This is a genomic window from Subdoligranulum sp. DSM 23681 (genome assembly GCF_057005535.1).
In genome coordinates this window covers 1123727-1144201 of the sequence record NZ_CM168050.1, presented here as the reverse complement: position 1 = coordinate 1144201, position 20475 = coordinate 1123727, and the positions used below count along the sequence as shown (strand labels likewise).

Here is a 20475-nt window from a genome sequence, read left to right as displayed (position 1 = left end):
CGCCTGCCATGGAACGTACCCTGAAAACCGCCGTGGTCACCGGCCCCACCGGCGCCATCGGCACGGCGCTGTGCCAATGCCTTTTGGACCACGGCCTGACCGTGTACGCGGTCTGCCGCCCGGGCAGCCCCCGGGCCGCGTCCCTGCCGGAAAGCGGGAATCTGTACAAGGTGGACTGTGACGCCGCCGACTACGCCTCCCTGCCCCGCAAGGTGGGGCAGGCCGATGCCTTCTTCCACTTTGCCTGGGCCCATACCATCGGCCCCGGCCGCAATGATATGCCTGCCCAGATCGACAATATCCGGTATACCATCGACGCGGTGCGGGCGGCCGCCGCCCTGGGCTGCCGGGTCTTTGTGGGGGCGGGCAGTCAGGCGGAGTATGGCCGGGTGGAAGGCATGCTGGAACCAGAGACCCCCGCCAACCCGGAAAACGGCTACGGCATGGCCAAGCTGTGTGCCGGCCTCATGAGCCGGACCGAGGCCGCCGCCCTGGGGGTGGACCATGTGTGGGCCCGGGTCCTCTCGGTGTACGGGCCCCACGACGGCCCCGCCACCATGATCTCCGGGACCATCCGGGCTCTGCTGGCCGGACAATGCCCGCCCTTGACCCAGGGGGAACAGAAGTGGGATTACCTCTACTCCGCCGACGCCGCCGAGGCCTTTTACCGTATGGCCCGCAGCGGCCAAAACGGGGCGGTCTATCCCCTGGGCAGCGGACAGGCCCGCCCGCTGCGGGAATACATCCTGGCCCTGCGGGATGCCATCGATCCCGCCCTGCCCCTGGGATTCGGGCAGGTGGCCTACGGGCCGAACCAGGTCATGTACCTGCAGGCGGACATTGCCCCCCTGACGCAGGACACCGGCTTTGTGCCCCGGACCGGATTTACAGAAGGAATCCGCAAAACCATTGAATGGGTGAGGAAGGATAACCATGGCTAAAAAAGTGATCTCGGTGATGATCCCGACCTACAACGAGGAGGAAAACGCCCGCCCCATCTATGAGGCGGTGCGGGACGAGCTGCAGAAAAGCCTGCCCCAGTATGATTATGAGATCCTCTTCATCGACAACAAGAGCCAGGACAGGACCCGGACCATTATCCGGGAGATCTGCGCCCAGGACAAGCATGTAAAGGCCATCTTCAACTGCAAGAATTTCGGCCAGTTCAACAGCCCCTACTACGGCATGATCCATACCAGCGGGGACTGTACCATCACCATCTGTGCCGACTTCCAGGACCCGGTGGAGATGATCCCCAAGTTCGTGGCCGAATGGGAAAAGGGCTACAAGATCGTCATCGGCAAAAAGACCAAGAGCCAGGAGAACGGCCTGGTCTATTTCCTGCGGGGCTGTTACTACAAGACCATCCGCAAGATGTCCAGCGTGGAGATGATCGAGCAGTTCACCGGCTTCGGTCTGTACGACAAGAGCTTCATCCGTACGCTGCGGGACCTGCATGATCCCACCCCTTTCATCCGGGGCATCGTGGCCGAACTGGGCCCCGAGCGCAAGGAGATCGAATACGAACAGCCCCGCCGCCGTGCCGGCAAGACCCACAACAACTGGTACAGCCTGTTCGATGCCGCCATGCTCAGCTTTACCAGCTACACCAAAGTGGGCATGCGGGTGGCCGAATTCTTCGGCTTCGGGGTGGCGTTCATCAGCTTCTGCTTCGGCCTGTTTTTCCTGATCGCCAAGCTGGTTTCCTGGCAGAGCTTCGCCGCCGGGTATGCCCCCACCATGATCGCCGTCTTTTTCATGGGCGGCGTCCAGCTGGCCTTCATGGGATTTCTGGGTGAGTACATCATGGCCATGAACACCCGCATCATGAACCGGCCTCTGGTGGTGGAGGAAGAACGTCTGAATTTTGAGGATGACGCTCACAAAGCGTGCGAGGAAACGACCTGATGCACAAGAACATGCAAAAACGCAGCCCTGCGGATGATCTTCTCTGGCTGGGCGTTGCCCTGGCGGTGTGCCTGGCGGTGGAATATGTGAGCTTCGGCCTGTCCCGGATAGACTGGTCGGTGCCGCTGCTGTACGGCGGGGATGGAGTCACCGGCGTTCTGTCGGTGAAGGAGATGCTGCAGGGGGGCGGCCTCAACGGCTGGCCCTTCTATGAGCCGGATTCCCCCTACCAGGCCAACTACAGCATGCTGTACACCCTGTTCATCCGGTTCTGCGGGCTGTTTACCCGGGACTTTGCCCTGGTGTTCAACCTGTATGTGCTGGTGATCCCCCTGGTCACCACCCTCAGCGCCTACTGTGTGTTCCGGGCCCTTTCCCTGCGGGGAACGGTGTCGGCGGCGGGGGCGGTCACCTTCGGGCTGTGCCCCTATGTGCAGCAGCGGCTGGCCGGGCACATGGGCCTGGCCGCCTGTGAATGTATCCCGCTGCTGGTGCTACTCTGCTTCTGGTGCGTGGAGGACGACCGGTTCCTTCGCCCGGGAAAAGGCTTCTTCCGGTACAGGCGCAACTGGCTGGCCCTGTTGTTTGCCTGGCTCATCGCCAACAACGGCATGATCTATTATCCCTTCTACGGCTGCTTTTTGCTGTGCATCACGGCCCTGTGCCTGCTGCTGCGGGAGCACAGCTGGAAGGCACCGCTGGCCCCCGTCATCGCGGTGGGGGAGATCGGCTTCTGGGTGGCGGTGGCCTTTGTGCCTGCGGTCATCGGCGCCCTGGTGGGGGCGGGCGGCTCGGTCACGTCCGGGGCGGTGCGCGGCACCATCGGCGGGGATATCTACGGCATGCGCATCAGCAGCCTGCTCCTGTCCCCCAACGGGTACGGCATCGGCAAGATCGCCGCTCTCATCACCAAATACCGGGATACCCTGGCCAAGGATGAGGGCATCATGTTCAACGAGAACGCCATGGGCTACCTGGGCATTCTGGGGGTGCTGGGATTCCTGCTGCTGCTGGCGGTGCTGTTCACCGGCATCCGGTGGGACCGCAAACCGAGCCTTTCCGGCCGGCTGTGGCTGCTGGCCCGGCTGAACCTGGCCGCTGTGCTGCTGGGCACCATCTCCGGGTTCGGGGCGCTGGTCACCATTGCGGTACGGCTCATCCGGGGACATACCCGCATCAGCTCCTACATCGCCTTTTTCTGCATCCTGGCCGCGGCCCTGTGTGCGGAAGAACTGCTGCGCCGCCTGCGGGGAAAACGGCTGGCGGCGGCAGCGGTGTGCCTGGCCCTGGTCTTCGGGTACGGGTTCTGGGAGCAGCAGGGCTTTTTCCGGCCGGATTACGCCGGCGTGCAGGAAACATGGGCCAGTGACGACGCCTTTGTGCAGCAGATCGAGGCGACCTCCGGGGCGGACGCCGTGGTCTACCAGCTGCCCTATATGAAATCCTTCGAGAACGGCCCCGTCCACAAGATGGCCGACTATACCCTCTACCGCGGGGTGCTGCATTCCGACACCCTGCGCTGGAGCTACGGCGCGGCGGACGGCAGCGAAAACGATATCTGGAACAAGGCCACCAGCGAACTGGACCCCGCCGCCATGGTGGCGGAACTGCGGGCCCGGGGTGTGGGAGGCATCTACATCGACCGGGACGGCTACGAGGAGGCCGACTGGCAGGCGCTGGAATCCGCCTTGTGTGAAGCGGCGGGTGTGGAAGCGCCGCTGGTGAGCGAACAGGGAACCCTGAGCTACATTCCTCTTTCCTGATTAAAAAACCACCCCTGCCGGGCATGGGCCCCCAGGGGTGGTTTTGTTTGTGTTCAGTTTTCTTCCGTTACCGGGTGCTTGACCAGAGCCAGCATCCCGGCGGTCAGGGCGGAACCCAGGACCAGGGCGCCCAGCAGCAGCCAGGGCTTCTCTGCCAGGGGCAGCAGGTACAGCCCGCCGTGGGGGGCCGGTACACCGCACCCGAAGAGCATGGACAACGCCCCGGCCAGGGCTGACCCTGCCATGCAGCTGGGGATCACCCGCAGCGGGTCCCGCAGGGCGAAGGGCAGGGCACCCTCGGTGACAAAGGAGGCGCCCAGCAGATAGTTCATCAGGGAGGAATGCAGTTCCGCCTTGTTGAACCGGCTGGGGAACAGGGTGCAGGCCAGTGCCACGCCCAGGGGCGGGACCATGCCGCCCAGCATGACCGAAGCCATGAAGCGTTCCTGGCCGGCGCCCAGGGTGACGGTGCCGAACAGGTAGGCCGCCTTGTTCACAGGCCCGCCGAAATCCACCGCCATCATGCCGCCCAGCACAGCTCCCAAAACGATGCTGCTGCCGCCCCGCATGGATTCCAGGCACTGGTACAGCCAGTCGTTGAAGTGGCCCAGGGGCGGATTGATGGCGGTGACCATGAACAGGGCCATGATGGTCAGACCCAGTACAGGGTAGAGCAGGGTGGTTTTGAGGGGGTCCAGTCCGGCCGGGAACCGGCTGAACAGCTTGCGCAGACCCCGGATGACCCAGCCGGATACGAACCCGGCCAGAAGGGCGCCCCAGAACCCGGAGGAGATCCACTCACTTTCCGGGCCGATGGTCATGCCCAGGTAGGCCAGATAGCCGCCCATCATACCGGGCAGCAGGGCGGCCGGACCGGCCATGGCGCTGCCCACAAAGCCCGCCATGATGGGATACATCATGCGGAAGGTGAGCTGCCCCACCTGGGTGACCAGCCAGGACAGGGAGGTGCCGCTGCCGAAGGTCAGGTCCCCCACATTGGCCCGGTCCAGGAAATACCCCAGCGCGATCAGGATGCCGCCGCCGGTGACGAAGGGGATCATGTGATTGATGCCGTTCATCAGGTGCTGGTACACATGGCGGCCCCGGGTGCGCAGCCCGTCCCGGGCCGCCGACAGCGGCGGGAAAAAGCTGTCCTCCTCCCGGCCGCCGGGATTCATCACCGGAACACCGCCGGAAACCGCCCGCCGCAGCAGGGCCTCCGGCTGGCGCAGGGCTTCGGCCACCGGCACAATGAGCACCGGCTTGCCGGCAAACCGGTTCAGGTCCACCGTGCGGTCAGCCGCCACCACAATGCAGCTGGCGGCGTCGATCTCCGCCGGCGTCAGCACATTCTGGGGTCCATCGGCGCCGTTGGTCTCCACCTTGAGGGAGATGCCCATGGCAGCCGCCTGACGTTCCAGGGCTTCCGCCGCCATGAAGGTGTGGGCCACCCCCATGGGGCAGGCCGTCACCGCCAGCACCGAGCAGGGCCCCTGGGCCGGCTGCGGCTCGTGGGGCGGCGGGTCTCCCGCCGCGGCGGGGGTCTCCCGGGCGGCAATGACCTGCAAAAAGGCTTCGGGGGTGGGGGCCTCCATCAGTTGGGTGCAGAAATCCGGTTCCAGCAAAAGCCGGGCCAGATCGGCCAGCACCGCCACATGCAGGTTGGCGTCGGTGTCCGGCACCGCGATCTGGAAGATCAGCCGCACCGGGGCGCCGTCCAGGGCGCCGTAGTCCAGGTCTTCGCACAGGGTCATGGCGGCCAGGGCGGGCTTTTCCACGCCGGCACTTTTGGCATGGGGGATGGCCACCCCGCCCCCCACGCCGGTGGAACCCTGGGCTTCCCGGTCCAGGACTTCCCGCTCGTAGAGGGCCGCGTCACGCAGGCAGCCTCCGGCGTTGAGCAGCTCGGTGAGGGTGTGGATGGCAGCGGCTTTGTCGGCCGCTTTGGCCCCCAGCACAATGCGCTGCGGGCTCAGCAGTTCGGTGATGCGCATGATGATGTTTCCTGTTCCAAATGATTTTACGAAAACGGCGGCCCAGCCGCATAGGCGGGGCCGCCGTTCAAAATGGTTCTGTTGTGATACCGGATCAGTTCAGGATGGTCAGTTCGGTATCGGGATCGAACAGGTGGATCTTGTTGGCATCCATGGCCATGACGACCTTGCTGCCGCGGCGAGCCTTGGAAGTCGGGGCAACGCGAGCCATCAGGTTCTGGCCCTGATAGGTCAGGTACAGGTAGATCTCAGCGCCCATCAGTTCGGAAACTTCCACTTCGGCGTTGATCTTGGTATCGGGATGCTTGGCCAGGAATTCCTCGTCATCCTTCATGTCTTCGGGACGGATGCCGACCTTCAGGGTCTTGCCGACGTAAGCGTCCAGCTTGCCGTCCGCGGTCTTGGCCTTGGGCAGAGGAATGTCGGTGCCGGCCAGGTCGATGATGTACTGGTCGCCGCTCTTCTTCAGGGTGCCGTCCAGGAAGTTCATCTGCGGGCTGCCGATGAAGCCGGCAACGAAGACGTTGCAGGGATAATCGTACAGGTTCTGCGGGGTATCGACCTGCTGGATGACGCCGTCCTTCATAACGACGATGCGGTCGCCCATGGTCATGGCCTCGGTCTGGTCATGGGTAACATAGATGAAGGTGGTGGCCAGCTTCTTGTGCAGCTTGATGATCTCGGTACGCATGGAGGTACGCAGCTTGGCGTCCAGGTTGGACAGAGGTTCGTCCAGCAGGAAGACCGCCGGGTTACGGACCATGGCGCGGCCCAGGGCAACACGCTGACGCTGACCGCCGGACAGAGCCTTCGGCTTACGGTCGAGCAGGTGTTCGATCTCCAGGATCTTGGCGGCTTCACGCACGCGCTTGTCGATCTCGTCCTTGGGCATCTTGCGCAGTTCCAGACCGAAAGCCATGTTCTTGTACACGGTCATGTGGGGGTACAGAGCGTAGTTCTGGAACACCATGGCGATGTCGCGGTCCTTCGGGGGAACGTCGTTGATCAGGCGCTCGCCGATGTACATCTCGCCCTTGGAAATTTCTTCCAGACCGGCGATCATACGCAGGGTGGTGGACTTGCCGCAGCCGGAAGGACCGACGAAGACGATGAACTCCTTGTCAGCGATTTCCAGGTTGAAATCCTTGACGGCGGTGACATTGCCGGGATAGATCTTGTAGATATGACGGCAGCTGATACTGGCCATGATGGTACCCTCCAAATGTTTTTTTATTGACGCCTTGCGGCGCCTGATTTTCTTGACAAACTTATAATATCAGCTTAGAATGGGAAAAGAAATAGCATTTTATTGATATAGGAGGCCAGAAATTGATATTTGACTGGACACGCTGCTGCCGCCCCTGCGAGACCCGGGAACTGCAGGGGGAAGACCCCCTGGTGCTGGACGGGGCGGGGCTGTGGACGGGGGTCCTTTCCAGCGGCGGCTGTACCCTGGAAGGCCCCGGCGCCGTGCAGACCACCGGCAGCTCGGGGGATATCCTGCTGGGGTTCGGCGCCATCACCCTGCGGCCCCTCTCTCCCTGCCACCTGCTCTGCCTGCGCCTGGACGGGTCGGCGGTGACCGAATTCCTGCAGGGGCTGGCCGCGCCCCGCTTTGTGGACAGTGCCGCCTGTCCCACCGCCGCCGAACAGCTGGCCCGCCTGTGCAGCGCCCCCGCCCCGGAGGCCGGCGCCGCCCCGGACCCGGCCGTGGGTGCCGCGCCCTACGCCCTGCTGTGCGCCCTGGCCCACGCCGATGAGCCGCCCCGCCGCCTGTCGCCCCTGGTGGCGGAGGCGGTGGAGAGCATCCGCAACAATTATATGGCCCTGTATGGGGTGGAGGACCTGGCCCAGGCCCTGGGGGTGAGCAAGTGCCACCTGGTACGGGTGTTTTCGGCGGAGATGGGCATTTCTCCCGGGAAATACCTGACCCACACCCGCATCGAGGCGGCCAAGCTCCTGCTGCTGGACCGGGAGTACAACCTGGAAATGATCGCCAGCCTGTGCGGATTTTCCGGCGCCAACTATCTGTGCCGGGTTTTCCGGCGGGAGACCGGCACCAGCCCCGCCGCCTGGCGGGAGGCCGCCGCGCCCCATGCCGAGGTCAAGCGCCTGCCGCCCCGCCGCAATGAGATCTATGTGTGAATCCCCTGGGCAAAGGGGCAGCATTGTGCTACACTGAAAACCATAAGGAGGAATCAGCCCATGGACACGCTCAGATACATGCGGCGGCGGATCCTGTGCGCCCGCATCCCGGTCCTGCTGCTGACCCTGCTGCCGGCTCTGGGGCTGGCGGCGGCGGTGATGCCGGCACTGTGGCAGCTGGTGCAGGGACCGCGGGACCTGTACGCCATGACGCCGTCGGAGCTGGAAGGCGCCTATGCGGCGGCGGAGATCGACACCATCTGGGACTGGTACGCCGATACGGTGGTCACCGACGCCATCGGCGGGGAGACGGTCACCGCCCGGGAATATCTGGTGCCGCTGTCGGACGGCCGGACGTTCATCGGGGTGCAGGTGCCCGCCCGGATGATCCCGGCGGGGGACAGGGTGCTGGAACAGACCGGGCTGTGGCGCAGCAACCCCGCAGCCTACCTCTGGGACGGGTCCAGCCTCACGGTGCGGGGCGGGGTCCGGCCCATGGATGAGGAGACCCGGGAACTGTATTACGATTACCTGCAGCAGGTTTACGGGCTGTCCGGGGAGGAACTGGACAATTTCCTGCCGCTGGTGCTGGTCCAGGGCAAGGTCCGGGGGATGGACGGCGGCACCATCCTGCTGCTGGGGCTGGGGGCCATCGCCTTTTTTGCCCTGACGGGGGTGAACCTTTCCCGGGCCCTGCGGGACGCCCGCCTGCAGCAGATCACCGACTACTGCCGGAACCGTCCGTACCCGGAGGAACAGGTGCAGATCCTGGACGCGGTGGTCCATCTGGGCAAGGGGGAAAGGGTGCTGAGCGCCGAGGACGGATGGCTCATCAACCTGGAAGGCCCCCGCAGCTGGATGCTGCAGCATGAGGATGTGGCCTGGATCTATATCAGCCGGGTCAGACAGGTCCGCCATGGCTCCGCTTACCGGCTGCTGGTCTACAGCCGCAGCGAGCCGCCGGGACGCCGCTGCCACGAGATCTTTGTGCAAAGCGCGGAGGACGGACGGGAGCTCATCGACCAGCTTGTGCCGGTGCTGCCCGGGACCGTTTTCGGGTACAGCCCCGAACGGGAACAGGCCTACCGCCGGGACCCGGCCGGGTTCGGGCCGGTCTGCCGGCCGGGGGCCCCGCAGGAACCGTGAACAAAAAAATGCCCTGCCGCATCAGCGGCAGGGCTTTTTTCATGGCAAAAACCTTATTTTCTGGCGTAGAAGTTGTGGTCCGGGGGCAGGGGCAGTCCCGCGCCGGCGGCATACCAGGCGCACACCAGCCCGGTGATGCCCCAAAGGCCCATGGCAAGGCCTGTGGCCAGATCGGCAGGGCCGGACCGGCCCCACCAGAACTCAAAGACAGCCTGGGGCAGTTCGTGGCAGGTGCACACCAGAAAGGCGATCATCCCCCCGGCAAACACCGCGTGGCCCACCGGCAGGCCCGGGGTCAGGAAAACCCGCAGCACCATGGCCAGAAAGAGCAGGGCGGCGGCGCTGCTCAGCACCCGCAGGGTACTGCCCAGCCGCATCACCGAGGCAGGGGCGATGGCGAAGCGTTCCACCATCAGCCACAGGAAAAAGAGGGCCCCGGGCAGGGCGGTGAGGGCACCGGGCAGCCGGCGGGTGGGGTCGGCCAGCGGGCCGAAGGCGCGCACCCCCCACAGCAGGGACCACAGGGCGCAGAGCAGGGCGGTCACGGTGCTGATGAGAAGCAGAGGGTCAAAGGCGGCGGCCAGTTCCGGCACCCCCAGCAGGGCCCCGCATGCCAGCGCGGCGGTGAGCAGCAGCAGGCAGACGCCCAGGCCGGCGCAGGGCCCCAGCAGGGCCCGGGGCCGCCGGTTGACACGGCCCGCCGCCGCATAGCTGAGCACCACCCCCGCCGCCGGCACCGCAATGCGGGCCCAGAACGGGCCTTCGGTCACAAATCCGGTGGCCGGGTCTGTGCAGAAAGCCAGGTCTGCTATGCGCAGGGCCAGCGCCAGCAGACAAAACCCCAGCATCAGGAAAAATGGCAGACGATGGGGGGAAGAGTTGGTTTGGGTCATGTAAGACGGCCTTTCCCGGCGGGGCATATCCGCCCCGGCCGATGAATATACTGGAAACAAGCGGGCGGGACAAGCCCGGTGCCGCAGCTGTGTTTCCTTATTGTAGCCTGCCGCGCCGCAAAATGCAAGTTGTCCCCGCCGGGAGGTGCCCTTGTGAAACAGACTTTCGTGTGTGCGGCGGTGCTGGCCGCAGTGGCGGGCGCGGCCCCCTTCCTGTGTCTGGCGCTGCCCCGGTCCCCGGCGTCAGTGCCGGCAGCGGTGTCCGCCACCGCCGAGACCGCCGCCCCCTCGCAGCCGGAACCGGCTGCCACCTCCGCCCCGGAGGACCCCCTGCTCACCGATGCCCGGGAACCGGTCCTGCTGTACGATGGCGCGGCGGGCGGTACGGTGTCGGTAAGTCCGGTGGATTACATGGCGGGAGCCGCCGCCAGCGAGATGCCCCTGACCTGGCCGGATGACGCCCTTCTTGCCCAGATGGTGGCCAGCCACACCTATGCCCTGTACAGCCGGGACCACGGCGGCAGCGACACCGACGGCTGGCTGCAGGTGAACAGCGCCCTGGCCAGCGGCTGGACCGATGAGGCCGCCCTGCGCGCCCGGTGGGGGGAGGACTTTGCGGAAAACTGGGCCCGTCTCACCAAACTGGCCGAGCAGGCGGCGGATTCCCTGGTACTGTATGAGGGGGCCCCCGCCCTGACCGCCTACCATGCCATCAGCAGCGGCCACACCGAGGACAGCCGCCAGGTATGGGGGGAAGCCCTGTCCTACCTGTGCGGGGTGGATTCGGCCTGGGACAAGTACAGTGACGAATACGAGGTCACCATCCAGTACAGCGATACCCAGTTCGCCGCAGCGGCGGCTTCCCTGGGACTGTCCCTGGACGGTGACCCCGAAGATTGGATCGGTGCCAGCCAGTGGGATAAGGCCGGCTATGTGCAGAGCATCGAGATCGGCGGTGTGTCCTGCGCGGGTACGGCGGTGCGCAGTGCTCTGGACCTGCGCAGCGCCTGCTTTGCCATTGCCTGGAGGAACGGACAGTTCGTCATCACCACCCGGGGCTACGGCCACGGGGTGGGCCTGAGCCAGTACGGCGCCAAAGCCATGGCCGAAGGCGGGGCGGACTGGCGCAAAATTCTGGAATACTATTTCCCGGGATGCACCGTGAGCTGAATTTCAGGAAAGCTCGAACATGCCGTTGTACAGCTGGTAGTATTCCCCGTGCAGGGCCAGCAGCTCCTCGTGGCTGCCCCGCTCCACGATCCGCCCGTGTTCCAGCACCATGATGGCGTTGGCGTTGCGCACGGTGGACAGCCGGTGGGCAATGACAAAGACGGTGCGCCCCTCCATCAGCCGGTCCATCCCCTTTTCGATCAGGGCCTCGGTGCGGGTGTCGATGGAGGAGGTGGCTTCGTCCAGGATCAGCACCGGCGGGTCGGCCACGGCGGCCCGGGCAATGGCCAGCAGCTGCCGCTGCCCCTGGCTCAGGTTGGCCCCGTCCCCGGTGATCATGGTCTCGTAGCCGTGGGGCAGGCGGCGGATGAAGGAGTCGGCGTTGGCGATCTTCGCCGCCGCCTCGATCTCCTCTTGGGTGGCGTCCAGCTTGCCGAACCGGATGTTGTCCGCCACCGTGCCGGTGAACAGGTGGGTGTCCTGCAAGACCATGCCCAGGCTGTGGCGCAGGTCGTCCTTGCGGATGCGGCGCACGTCGATGCCGTCGTAGGTGATGCGGCCCTTGTTCACCTCATAGAACCGGTTGATCAGGTTGGTGATGGTGGTCTTGCCCGCGCCGGTGGAGCCCACAAAGGCGATCTTCTGCCCGGGCTTGGCGTACAGGTTCAGGTCTTCCAGGATGGTCTGCCCCGGCTCATACCCGAAGCTGACCTCCTCAAACCGCACATCCCCCCGCAGGGGAACCAGCGGCGCATCCGGGTGGGTGGAATCCCGCCAGGCCCAGCCGCTGCCGCCCTGGGGGCGCAGGTCCACCAGCTCCACCGTGCCTTCGTCGATCTCCGGCTTTTCGTTCATGGCGCTGAAGATGCGCTCCGCACCGGCCATGGCGGCCAGCAGCAGGTTGCTCTGCTGGGTCAGCTGGTTGATGGGCATGCTGGACTGGCGCACGAACACCAGATAGCTGGCCAGACTGCCCAGGTCGGTGCGGCCCAGCATGACCAGGATGCCGCCCACCACCGTGATGACCGCATAGTTCAGGTAGGCGATGCTGACCACCGCCGGGACCATGGTGCCCGCATAGGTCTGGGCGCCGGTGCCGGCGGCCCGCAGTTTTTCATTGCGGCGGATGAAGCCGTCCAGGTTGGCCTGCTCGTGGTTGAACACCTTGACCACCTTCTGGCCGGTGACCATCTCCTCGATGTAGGCGTCCAGCTCGCCCAGGCTGGCCTGCTGCTGGCTGAAATACTGGCGGCTGCGTTTTGTGCTGTACCGGATGTACAGGAACATGGCCCCGTACCCCACGATCACCAGCAGGGAAAGCTGCCAGCTGAGCACAAAGAGCAGGATCAGGGTGCCCGCCACCTGCACAAAGCTCTGGATGAGCATGGCAAAGCTGTTGTTCAGCGCATCCGAGAGGGTGTCCACGTCGTTGGTGAACAGGCTCATCAGGTTGCCCTTGCGCTGGGCGTCGAAGAAGGGCAGGGGCAGGGTCTGCAGATGGGCGAACAGGTCCCGGCGGATGTCGCTGAGGACCTTCTGGGCGGCCTGCACCATGATCTGGGTGTAGCCGAAGGTGGACAGGGCGCCCACGGCGTAGATGGCCGCGGCGATGCTTACCCCCGCCACCAGACCGGACAGGCTGCCGGTGTCGGTGATCTGGTTCACGATGGGCTTGATCATGTAGGTGCCCAGCAGGTTGGCGGCGGCGCTCATGGCCGCCAGGATGCCCACCAGCACCAGCAGCACCTTGTGCCGGCCCAGATACCGGCCAAACTGCTGCAAGGTGCGCCGCAGGTTCTGCGGGCGGCGTCCGTTAAAGGGCTTGGCCATGGCCGTCCCCTCCTTTCATCTGGGATGCATAGATCTCCTGATAGATTTCGTCCCGGGCCAGCAGGTCCTGGTGGGTGCCCACGGCGTGGATGGTGCCGTCTTTCAGGATCACGATCATGTCCGCTTCCATCACCGAGGTGATGCGCTGGGCAATGATGATCTTGGTCACATCGGGCAGGGCGGTCAGGGCCTTGCGGATGCGGGCCTCGGTGGCGGTGTCCACCGCGCTGGTGGAGTCGTCAAAGATCAGCACCTTGGGATGCTTGAGCAGGGTGCGGGCGATGCACAGCCGCTGCTTCTGCCCGCCCGAAACGTTCACACCCCCCTGGCCCAGGTCGGTGTCCAGTCCGGCGGGCATCCGCTCCAGGAACTCATCGGCGCAGGCCTGCCGGCAGGCGGTCCACAGGGCTTCGTCGTCGGCGTCCGGGTTGCCCCAGCGCAGATTGTCCCGGATGGTGCCGGAGAACAGCAGGTTTTTCTGCAGCACGATGCCCACCGCGTCCCGCAGGGCGGCCAGATCGTACCGGCGCACGTCCTGCCCGCCTACCAGAACGGTGCCCTGGGTGGCGTCGTACAGGCGGGGGATCAGCTGCACCAGGGTGGTCTTGGCCGACCCCGTGCCGCCGATGATGCCCACCGTGGCCCCGGCGGGGATGGTCAGGTCAATGTCCGACAAAGCGGGGCGGCCGGTGCCCTCGGCGTAGCGGAAGGTCACGTCCCGGAACTGGATACGGCCGTCGGGCACGGTCATCAGGGGCGCTTCCGGCTCGTCCAGGGCGGGGCGCTCCTCCAGCACCTCCCGGATGCGGTGGGCGCTGGCCAGGGACCGGGTCAGCAGCAGAAAGACGTTGGAGATCATCATCACCGAGTTCATGACCTGCAGCACATAGCTCAGGAAGGCGGTGAGTTCGCCCACCGTCATGCTGCCCACCAGGATGAACCGGCCGCCGAACCACATGATGCAGACCACCGCCGTGTACATGACCACCTGGAACACCGGCTGGTTCAGCGCCGCGTGGCGGAAGGTGTCCACGCTGGCGCCGGTCAGTTCCCGGTTCACCCGGTCAAAGGCTTCGTCCTCGTGTTCGCCCCGCACAAAGGCCTTGATGGCCCGGATGGCGGTGAGGCTTTCCTGGATGCGGCCGTTCAGATGGTCCACGGCGGTCTGCTGGCGCACATACAGCGGTCCGATGCGGGTGACCAGAAAGGCCATGGCGATGCCCAGCACCGGGGCCGCCACAAAGAAGACCACCGACAGGGAGGGGTTGAGCAGAAAGGACATGCCTACCCCCATGAACAGCATGACCGGGCTGCGCACCAGCGGCCGCAGCCCGCTGGTGACGGCGTTCTGCATGACGGTCACATCGGTGGTCATGCGGGTCACCAGGGAGGAGGTGGAAAACCGGTCCAGGTTGGAAAAGTCGAATTCCTGCACCTTGCGGTACTCCGCCAGACGCAGCTCGGCCCCGAAGCCGTAGGCCGCCCGGGCGGCATACCGGGCGTACAGCAGCCCGGTGACCAGGGCCAGCAGAGCGCACAGCACCATCTTGCCGCCCTGGCCCAGCATGTAGGGCACGTCCCGGTTGGCCACCCCCACGTCCACCAGGCCGGTCATGAGCATGGGAATGCTCATCTCAAAGATGCACTCGATGAACACCAGCCCCACGGCGGCGGCTACCTGGCGGCGGCAGGGGCGCAGATAGGCAAAGATATATTTCAGATCCTTCATACAAGCACCCCTCCGTTCACAGCTTGCCGCCCACGTTGCGGTAGGCCCGTTCCAGAAAATCCCGCAGCAGGGCCTTCTCCTGCTCCGAAAAGCCGTCCAGCATCCGGCTCTCGAAGGAAAGGCAGCGCTCCTCCCAGGCCTGCAGGGCGGTGCGGCCCTTTTCGGTCAGATGGACCTCCCCGGTGCGGCGGTCGGCCTTGCTGGGGCGGCGCTCCAGCAGCCCCCCGCGCTCCATGCCGTCCAGCAGGCGGCAGATGGCGGCGGGGTCCACATCGCACCGGTCGGCCAGCTCCCGCTGGGAACAGGGCCCCTGGGCGGCCAGACACCGCAGCACCTTGGGCTGCCCGGTGGAAAGCCCCAGCTCTCCCAGGGCGGGGCGCAGGGCATTCTGCTGCCGGTGGGCGGTGCGGATGAGTAAGGTATGGATGGGATAGGACATAGACACACTCCCTTGCGGGTGACGCACCAGACCGTTGATGCATCACTAATTGATATATCAATGAATCGCGTCCCCATTATATGCCAGCCCTCCGGCAGAATCAAGACCCGGGCAGCAAAAAGCCGCCGCAGCGTGCCAAGCGCTGCGGCGGCTTTTCAACAAATAGGGGGCATCCGGTGGAAAACTCAGCGGTATTTCCGGCCGCGGGGGATCAGCACCACCGCACCGATGATGCTGGCGGCAGCCAGCAGGCCGGCGCCCAGGGCCACCAGGGGCCAGCGGTGCACCGTCTTGGTGCCGGGGGCCGGTTTGGGGGCGGCGTCGTTCTGCGGGGCCTGGGGCTCGGCAGAAGTTTCCGGCGCCGCCGTGGGAGCCGGGGGCACGGTGGGTTCCGGTGTGGGGGAAGGCTCCGGCGTGGCGGTGGGTCTGGCCGTGGCTGCGGGGGCCTTGGTGGCGGCAGGCGCCTGGGTGGCCGCGGGCAGGGCGGGCAGGACCGGCGTGGGGGCCGGGGTGGCCGTCGGTTCCTCCTCCGAGTGGACGGTCACCACATTGCCCTGGGTGTCCGGGGCGGGCGCCTGGGTGGGCGCGGGAGTCTGGGTGGGTTCGGGAATGTCCCCGGCCAGCCAGTCCACCCGCACGGTGTACTCGAACTCGTAGCCGGTGTCCCGCAGGCGCAGGCGGAAGGTGTACAGGCCGTTCTCGCTGGCGGCCAGCACGTTGCTGTCGGTGGCTTCGCCGTTCAGGCTCAGCACCTCCACGGCGGCGGGGTCAATGTTCAGGGTGACGGTAGAGCTCCCGTCCTCGGTGACAACGGTGAGCAGGTCGGCTTCGGCAGGCTTGGTCCTGTCGATCCAGGTCACTTCCGCCTCCACTTCGCCCTCGTTGCCGGCGGCGTCCACCATCCGGAAGGTGTAGCTCTCGTTGTCGGTAAAGGTGTGGGTGCCTTCCGAATCATCCAGGAAGGTCACCTCCTCGTCGGCCTGTACGGTGGCGGTCACGCTGCCGTTGGTCCAGTCGGCGGGGGAGTAGAGGATGACGGCCGTGGGCGGGGTGCGGTCGATCCAGCTGACGGTGGCGTCGATGGTCTGCTCCCGGCCCAGGGAGTCGTAATACACAAAGGTGTGGGTGTCATTGTCGGTGAACTCGTAGCTGGTCTCGTCGGCGCGACAGCCGTCGGGCAGCACCAGGGTGGCGGTGACGTTGCCCTGGGTGGGTTCCTGGGGCTCGTAGGTGATCTCCGCGGGCAGGTCGATGACCAGGGCCTGGTCCTCGTAGAAGTTCAGCATCTTGCCGCTGAAGTACATGTCCTTCTCCCCGGCATTGTTGTAGTAGGTGGAGGTGGCCACGATCTTCAGGTAGCGGCCCTGCACCGGCTGGTCGATGTCGATGGTCTTGAGGCTCTCGTCGTTGGCCAGATCGGTGAAGGTCTTCACCGGCGTCCAGTCCTGCCCGTCCATGCTCACATAAACGGTGCCGTCCTTCAGACGGCCGTTCTTGCCCCCGGGCAGGTAGGTCAGCCGGGTGATGGCCCGGACCTTGTCGAACCTGACAATGTAATACTTGCCGGTGTCGAAGGTGTTGAACTTGGTGTGCCAGGCGGTGTAGGCGCTGCCGTCGATGAAGTTCTTGGCAGCGTGATCGGCGCTGGTGCTGTTCTGGCTGGAGTAGCCCTCCATGGTCACATACCGCAGGGGCAGGTATTGCCGGCCTTCCTCGTAGCTTTCGGGGGTGAAGTGGTAGGTGTATTCGGAGCTCTGCAGGTAGACGCCGTGGGCCTTGTAGCGCACGGTCACGGCGGCGTTGCCGGTAAAGCGCACGGTGCTGTCCAGCCCGCCGGGATAGTCGGCCCAGTGGGCGCCGCCGTCGGTGCTGTATTCCAGGGCGTTGGTGTCCCCGATGAGCAGGTTTTCATCATCGTTGGCGTACAGGGTCTTGGCCGTCAGGGTCTTGCCCGCCTTGATGTCGATGATGTGGTTCACGTTGGTGCCGGTCAGACCCACCTTGATGTCGGTGTCGGCGGTGATGCGCTCGATCTGGTCCGGGGTCAGCTGGATCTTGTGCTCCGGGGTGTACTCAATCTCGGAGCCGTCGGCGGCGGTGAACTTCTCCCAGTTGTGGCCGCCGTCCAGGGAGACGCGGACCATCAGTTCATAGGTGTCGTAGCTGGGGTCCAGCACCACGCAGCCGGCGTTGTCCCCGCCAAAGGAGAAGGTGGCCAGTTCCACGCTGTCGGAACCCAGCAGAGAGTTGGCCACGGCGCGGCAGGCGTCGGGCTGCAGGCTCTCGCTGGCGGTGGCGGCGGCCGCCTGCTTCAGGGCGTTGGTCTTCATGGTGTTCAGCTCCACCAGCACCGAACCGGTGGAAATGTGCTTGGTGATCTGGCCCAGCAGGTCCACCATGGGGGCGGGGTAGTAGGTGTAGGTCCTGATGACCAGGCGGGCCAGGTCGGCCCATTCCGCCTCGGTGGTATCGGGGTCGGCGCGGTAGGACTTGACCTTGCCGTACAAAGCGTCCAGGTTCAGGTCCAGGCATTCCAGAGAGCGGTCCAGGGCCTGCTCGTGCTTGTCGCTGCCGGCGGGATAGACGTCCGCCACCATCTTGTACAGCCAGGACTGCAGGAACTGGTCGTACCGGTTCAGGGCCGCCTGGGACAGCAGGATGTAGGAGGTGTTGTTGCCCCCGTCCACCTTGTTGTAGTCCATCTGGCCCCAGCCCAGCAGGATGCGGGCCTCGGCGCCGGTGTTCCAGCCCCAGCGGGTGTAGGAGGAAGCCCAGCCGGAGATGTTGTTCCAGATGCTCCAGATGCCTTCGCCCTTTTCGTTCTGGGTGTAGAGCAGGTACGCCTCATGGCTGGGCTGGTAGGTGTTCACGGCGGGGATGCCGTGGGTCTCGTTGATGGACAGCCCCATGCCGGAAATACCCCAGCAGATGCCGCCCACCTCCATCATCATCCACAGGTGGAAGTAATCCTTGGCCCCGTAGGTCACGCCGTAGCGGAGGAAATCATATTTGGCGTCCCAGCTGTCCTTTTGGGCCGGATCATAGAACTTGGCCTGACTGTAGCTGATGTTGTAGTAGCGCACAAAGGTGTAGGGGTTCAGCCGCTTGGTCAGGTTGTCGGGATATTTGCTTTCCACATATTCCCGCAGCCACAGGATCTCGGCGTCCTCGGTCTTGGAGTCCATGACGTAGCGCACCAGTTCCATGGGATAGGTCTTGAACTCATCCTTGCGCACAAAGTAGCCTTCATCGTACAGCTTCTTGAAGGTGGTGTACTTGACCACCGGGTCGGAGGGGTAGGCGTTGCCGCCGAAGCCCACCATGTAGGTGACGATGGTCTTGCAGTAGGCCACGGCGGTGGCCAGCATCATCTTTTTATACACCAGGGCGTCGCCCTCGTCGCCGATGTCGTTTTTGGCTGCGGCGTACAGATTGCCCAGGGCGGTCAGGGTCTTGTAGCCGGAGCCGTTGTACAGGTTGCCCGCTTCCAGGAACAGCTGCAGCGAGTCCACATCCCCCCGCAGCCAGTCCAGGGCGTCCTTCACGTTGGGCTGGGCCTTCACCGCGTTCTGGATGGACTGGTAGCCCACCCGGGCCACAAAGGCCCGCTCCAGGATCTCCTGACGGTGCAGGGAATAGTTGTCCTCCACCGAATTCAGGGACAGCGCGGCGTCGTACTCTTCCAGTGTCTTGAAGCCGGTGTACAGTTCGCTGCGGATGTCGTAGCCTTCCTTGAGCAGGCGCAGGTCGCCGTACACCGCGTGGTCGTTGCCGGTGGCGCCGTTGTCGTTGGCGTACAGCCGGATGTACCGGTATTCGCCCACCGGGATGCACAGATACTCGGCGTTCTCGCCGGGGGTCAGCACGCCGGTGCGTTTCAGTTCGGTCCACTCGCCGTCCAGGTCGTTGGAGCCGGACACGGTGAACCACACGCCGTTGCCCTTGCCGTTCTGGCTGTAGTCCACACCGGCGTACAGGGACAGCAGAGGATAGGTATCCTTCAGCTCCCCGATGTCGTAGATCAGGGTGGAGGTGGCGTGGGCGCCCATGCCTTTTTCAAACTCGGTGGGGGTGCCGTTCACCAGCAGCTGGATGGTCTTGCCGTTGGGGGCCAGGTTCTGCATCAGGCTGCCGTGGCCCGCCTTGGAACCGGGTTCGTAGGCCCGGTCGGACAGGAAGACGTAATCCGGGGTGCCGTCGGTCTCGTCGGCGGCCTCCTCGCCAAACAGGGCGATGCCGTCCACCTCATCGGCGGTGTCCTCCTCCCAGGTGGGACCGGTCACCCCCCACAGGGCGGAAAAGTCGTCCTGCATCTCCTCCGGGTTCAGTCCGGCGGCACCGGCCATCTCGTCGGCGTCCACCACCGACTCTTCGTCCAGGGCGGGCAGTTCCCCCTCGTCCTGTGCCTCCTGCTCTGCGGGCACCGTTTCGGCGCCGGTGTCGGCAGAGGCGTCGTAGGCCGCGCGCACCGGCGCCGCCATCATGGCGCATGCCAGCATCGCCGCCAGCATGCCCGCAAAGGTTCTCTTCATTCTCATCTTGACCCTTTCGTGATTCCTTTTTATACCCCGAACAGGCCTCCCGAGGGCAAAAGAAAAGCCGCTCAAAAAACGGAAAAAATTTCGCATTTGGGCGGATTATCCGGGAATATTTTGCTGCCTGTTTTGTGATATTGATGCATCTTATCACAATAGTCATAAAGCGTCAATTGCCTGCGCAACAATTTTTTTGGTTGTGACCAAAAACCGGGGCGGGAAGAGAGCTTTCCTGGGCAAGTTGGAGAGAGTCCGCCTGAACACAAAGAAACGGACCCGGCAATTTTTTTCAAAATGCACAAGGCAAAATGCACAACGGCATACGTCCTGCCATGCCAGGGAACACGTCCTGCACGCAAACCGGAACGTCTGACGCAGGACTGCGGCGTCCGGGTGCTGTAAAACGTTGGTGCATCGTAAAAATTCGTCGGTTTACCAATGGACGGAGGGCCCGAAAGGGAGTATACTGCCAGTATCGGAAGGGCCTTACGAAATACAGAGGAAAGGAGGTACACCCGGATGGCAACACACAAGCAGAACAAGCTGCCGGTCAGCAGACACTGTACCAAGGCGGAACTGATGTGCAGGCTGGAGAACGTTTATCGCAGATTGCAGAAGCAGGGATTCACAGAGGATCAGCTGGAATACCTGTTTTAGCCGCTGGACGACGGGGAAGCCCTGCGCATATGCGAGCGGAAGATGCTGCGGAGAATGATGGAACGGAACGAGATCTGAGAAGCACCCATCCCTTTTCCCCCAACGGTTCTATATAAAGAGAAGGACGGAACGAGCCCCCCCACTCGTTCCGCCCTTTTTTGTGTACGGGGCAGGGAACAAGAGCGGCAGAAACGCAAAAAAGGCGACGGGGGCCGAGCCGGAAATGGGGAAACCGGGCCTGCGGATTTTTCTCCATGGGCAGTCTC

At 64.6% G+C, this 20475-nt stretch carries 14 protein-coding genes; 7 read left to right on the top strand and 7 right to left on the bottom strand.

From position 1 onward, the window contains the following. Positions 1 to 8 precede the first annotated feature (8 nt). The 3 genes from AC127K_RS05455 to AC127K_RS05445 are packed head-to-tail and all read left to right on the top strand — an operon-like array spanning position 9 to position 3671. Positions 9 to 941 (top strand): NAD-dependent epimerase/dehydratase family protein, encoded by a 933-nt coding sequence (locus tag AC127K_RS05455; RefSeq protein ID WP_483721857.1) that lies wholly within the window; start codon positions 9 to 11, stop codon positions 939 to 941. After that, positions 934 to 1908, top strand: coding sequence for a glycosyltransferase family 2 protein (locus AC127K_RS05450; protein WP_483721856.1), 975 nt, complete (start codon positions 934 to 936; stop codon positions 1906 to 1908). Before AC127K_RS05455 ends, AC127K_RS05450 begins: the two co-directional genes overlap by 8 nt. After that, positions 1908 to 3671, top strand: a complete 1764-nt coding sequence (locus AC127K_RS05445) for a hypothetical protein (RefSeq protein ID WP_483721855.1) — start codon at positions 1908 to 1910, stop codon at positions 3669 to 3671. Before AC127K_RS05450 ends, AC127K_RS05445 begins: the two co-directional genes overlap by 1 nt. Positions 3672 to 3724: 53 nt before the next feature. Here AC127K_RS05445 and AC127K_RS05440 read toward each other — a convergent pair whose 3' ends face one another. Further along, positions 3725 to 5665 carry a PTS fructose transporter subunit IIABC gene (locus tag AC127K_RS05440; protein WP_483721854.1) on the bottom strand — a complete coding sequence of 647 codons (1941 nt, stop codon included), beginning with the start codon at positions 5663 to 5665 and terminating at the stop codon, positions 3725 to 3727. Positions 5666 to 5759: 94 nt separating this feature from the next. Next, the gene (locus AC127K_RS05435) at positions 5760 to 6872 is read right to left on the bottom strand and encodes an ABC transporter ATP-binding protein (RefSeq protein ID WP_483721853.1); all 1113 of its coding nucleotides are present in this window, start codon (positions 6870 to 6872) and stop codon (positions 5760 to 5762) included. Positions 6873 to 6994: 122 nt separating this feature from the next. Between AC127K_RS05435 and AC127K_RS05430 the strand changes: the two genes are divergently transcribed. Both AC127K_RS05430 and AC127K_RS05425 read left to right on the top strand, forming a co-directional pair. Next, on the top strand, positions 6995 to 7810 hold the full coding sequence (locus AC127K_RS05430) for a helix-turn-helix domain-containing protein (protein WP_483721852.1): 816 nt from the start codon (positions 6995 to 6997) through the stop codon (positions 7808 to 7810). 60 nt (positions 7811 to 7870) lie between these two features. Beyond that, positions 7871 to 8956: a DUF6709 family protein gene (locus AC127K_RS05425; RefSeq protein WP_483721851.1), complete on the top strand. Its 1086-nt coding sequence runs from the start codon at positions 7871 to 7873 to the stop codon at positions 8954 to 8956. 53 nt (positions 8957 to 9009) lie between these two features. On the opposite strand, the gene AC127K_RS05420 is transcribed toward AC127K_RS05425, so the two are convergent. Next, on the bottom strand, positions 9010 to 9849 hold the full coding sequence (locus AC127K_RS05420; protein ID WP_483721850.1) for a hypothetical protein: 840 nt from the start codon (positions 9847 to 9849) through the stop codon (positions 9010 to 9012). Positions 9850 to 10002: 153 nt separating this feature from the next. On the opposite strand from AC127K_RS05420, the gene AC127K_RS05415 reads away from it, so the two are divergent. Next, positions 10003 to 11019: a SpoIID/LytB domain-containing protein gene (locus tag AC127K_RS05415; RefSeq protein WP_294542372.1), complete on the top strand. Its 1017-nt coding sequence runs from the start codon at positions 10003 to 10005 to the stop codon at positions 11017 to 11019. A 3-nt stretch (positions 11020 to 11022) separates the two neighbouring features. Here the strand turns inward: AC127K_RS05415 and AC127K_RS05410 are convergent, their stop codons facing one another. The 4 genes from AC127K_RS05410 to AC127K_RS05395 all read right to left on the bottom strand — a co-directional run bounded on the left by AC127K_RS05410 (position 11023) and on the right by AC127K_RS05395 (position 19555). Further along, on the bottom strand, positions 11023 to 12849 hold the full coding sequence (locus AC127K_RS05410) for an ABC transporter ATP-binding protein (protein ID WP_483721849.1): 1827 nt from the start codon (positions 12847 to 12849) through the stop codon (positions 11023 to 11025). Beyond that, positions 12833 to 14578: an ABC transporter ATP-binding protein gene (locus AC127K_RS05405; protein WP_294542374.1), complete on the bottom strand. Its 1746-nt coding sequence runs from the start codon at positions 14576 to 14578 to the stop codon at positions 12833 to 12835. The genes AC127K_RS05410 and AC127K_RS05405 overlap by 17 nt, the downstream gene beginning before the upstream one ends. Before the next feature lie 16 nt (positions 14579 to 14594). After that, on the bottom strand, positions 14595 to 15017 hold the full coding sequence (locus tag AC127K_RS05400; RefSeq protein WP_483721848.1) for a MarR family winged helix-turn-helix transcriptional regulator: 423 nt from the start codon (positions 15015 to 15017) through the stop codon (positions 14595 to 14597). A 185-nt stretch (positions 15018 to 15202) separates the two neighbouring features. Then, positions 15203 to 19555, bottom strand: a complete 4353-nt coding sequence (locus tag AC127K_RS05395) for a discoidin domain-containing protein (protein ID WP_483721846.1) — start codon at positions 19553 to 19555, stop codon at positions 15203 to 15205. A gap of 516 nt (positions 19556 to 20071) precedes the next feature. Here AC127K_RS05395 and AC127K_RS05390 point away from each other — a divergent pair. Beyond that, the gene (locus AC127K_RS05390) at positions 20072 to 20209 is read left to right on the top strand and encodes a hypothetical protein (protein ID WP_483721845.1); all 138 of its coding nucleotides are present in this window, start codon (positions 20072 to 20074) and stop codon (positions 20207 to 20209) included. Positions 20210 to 20475 lie beyond the last annotated feature (266 nt).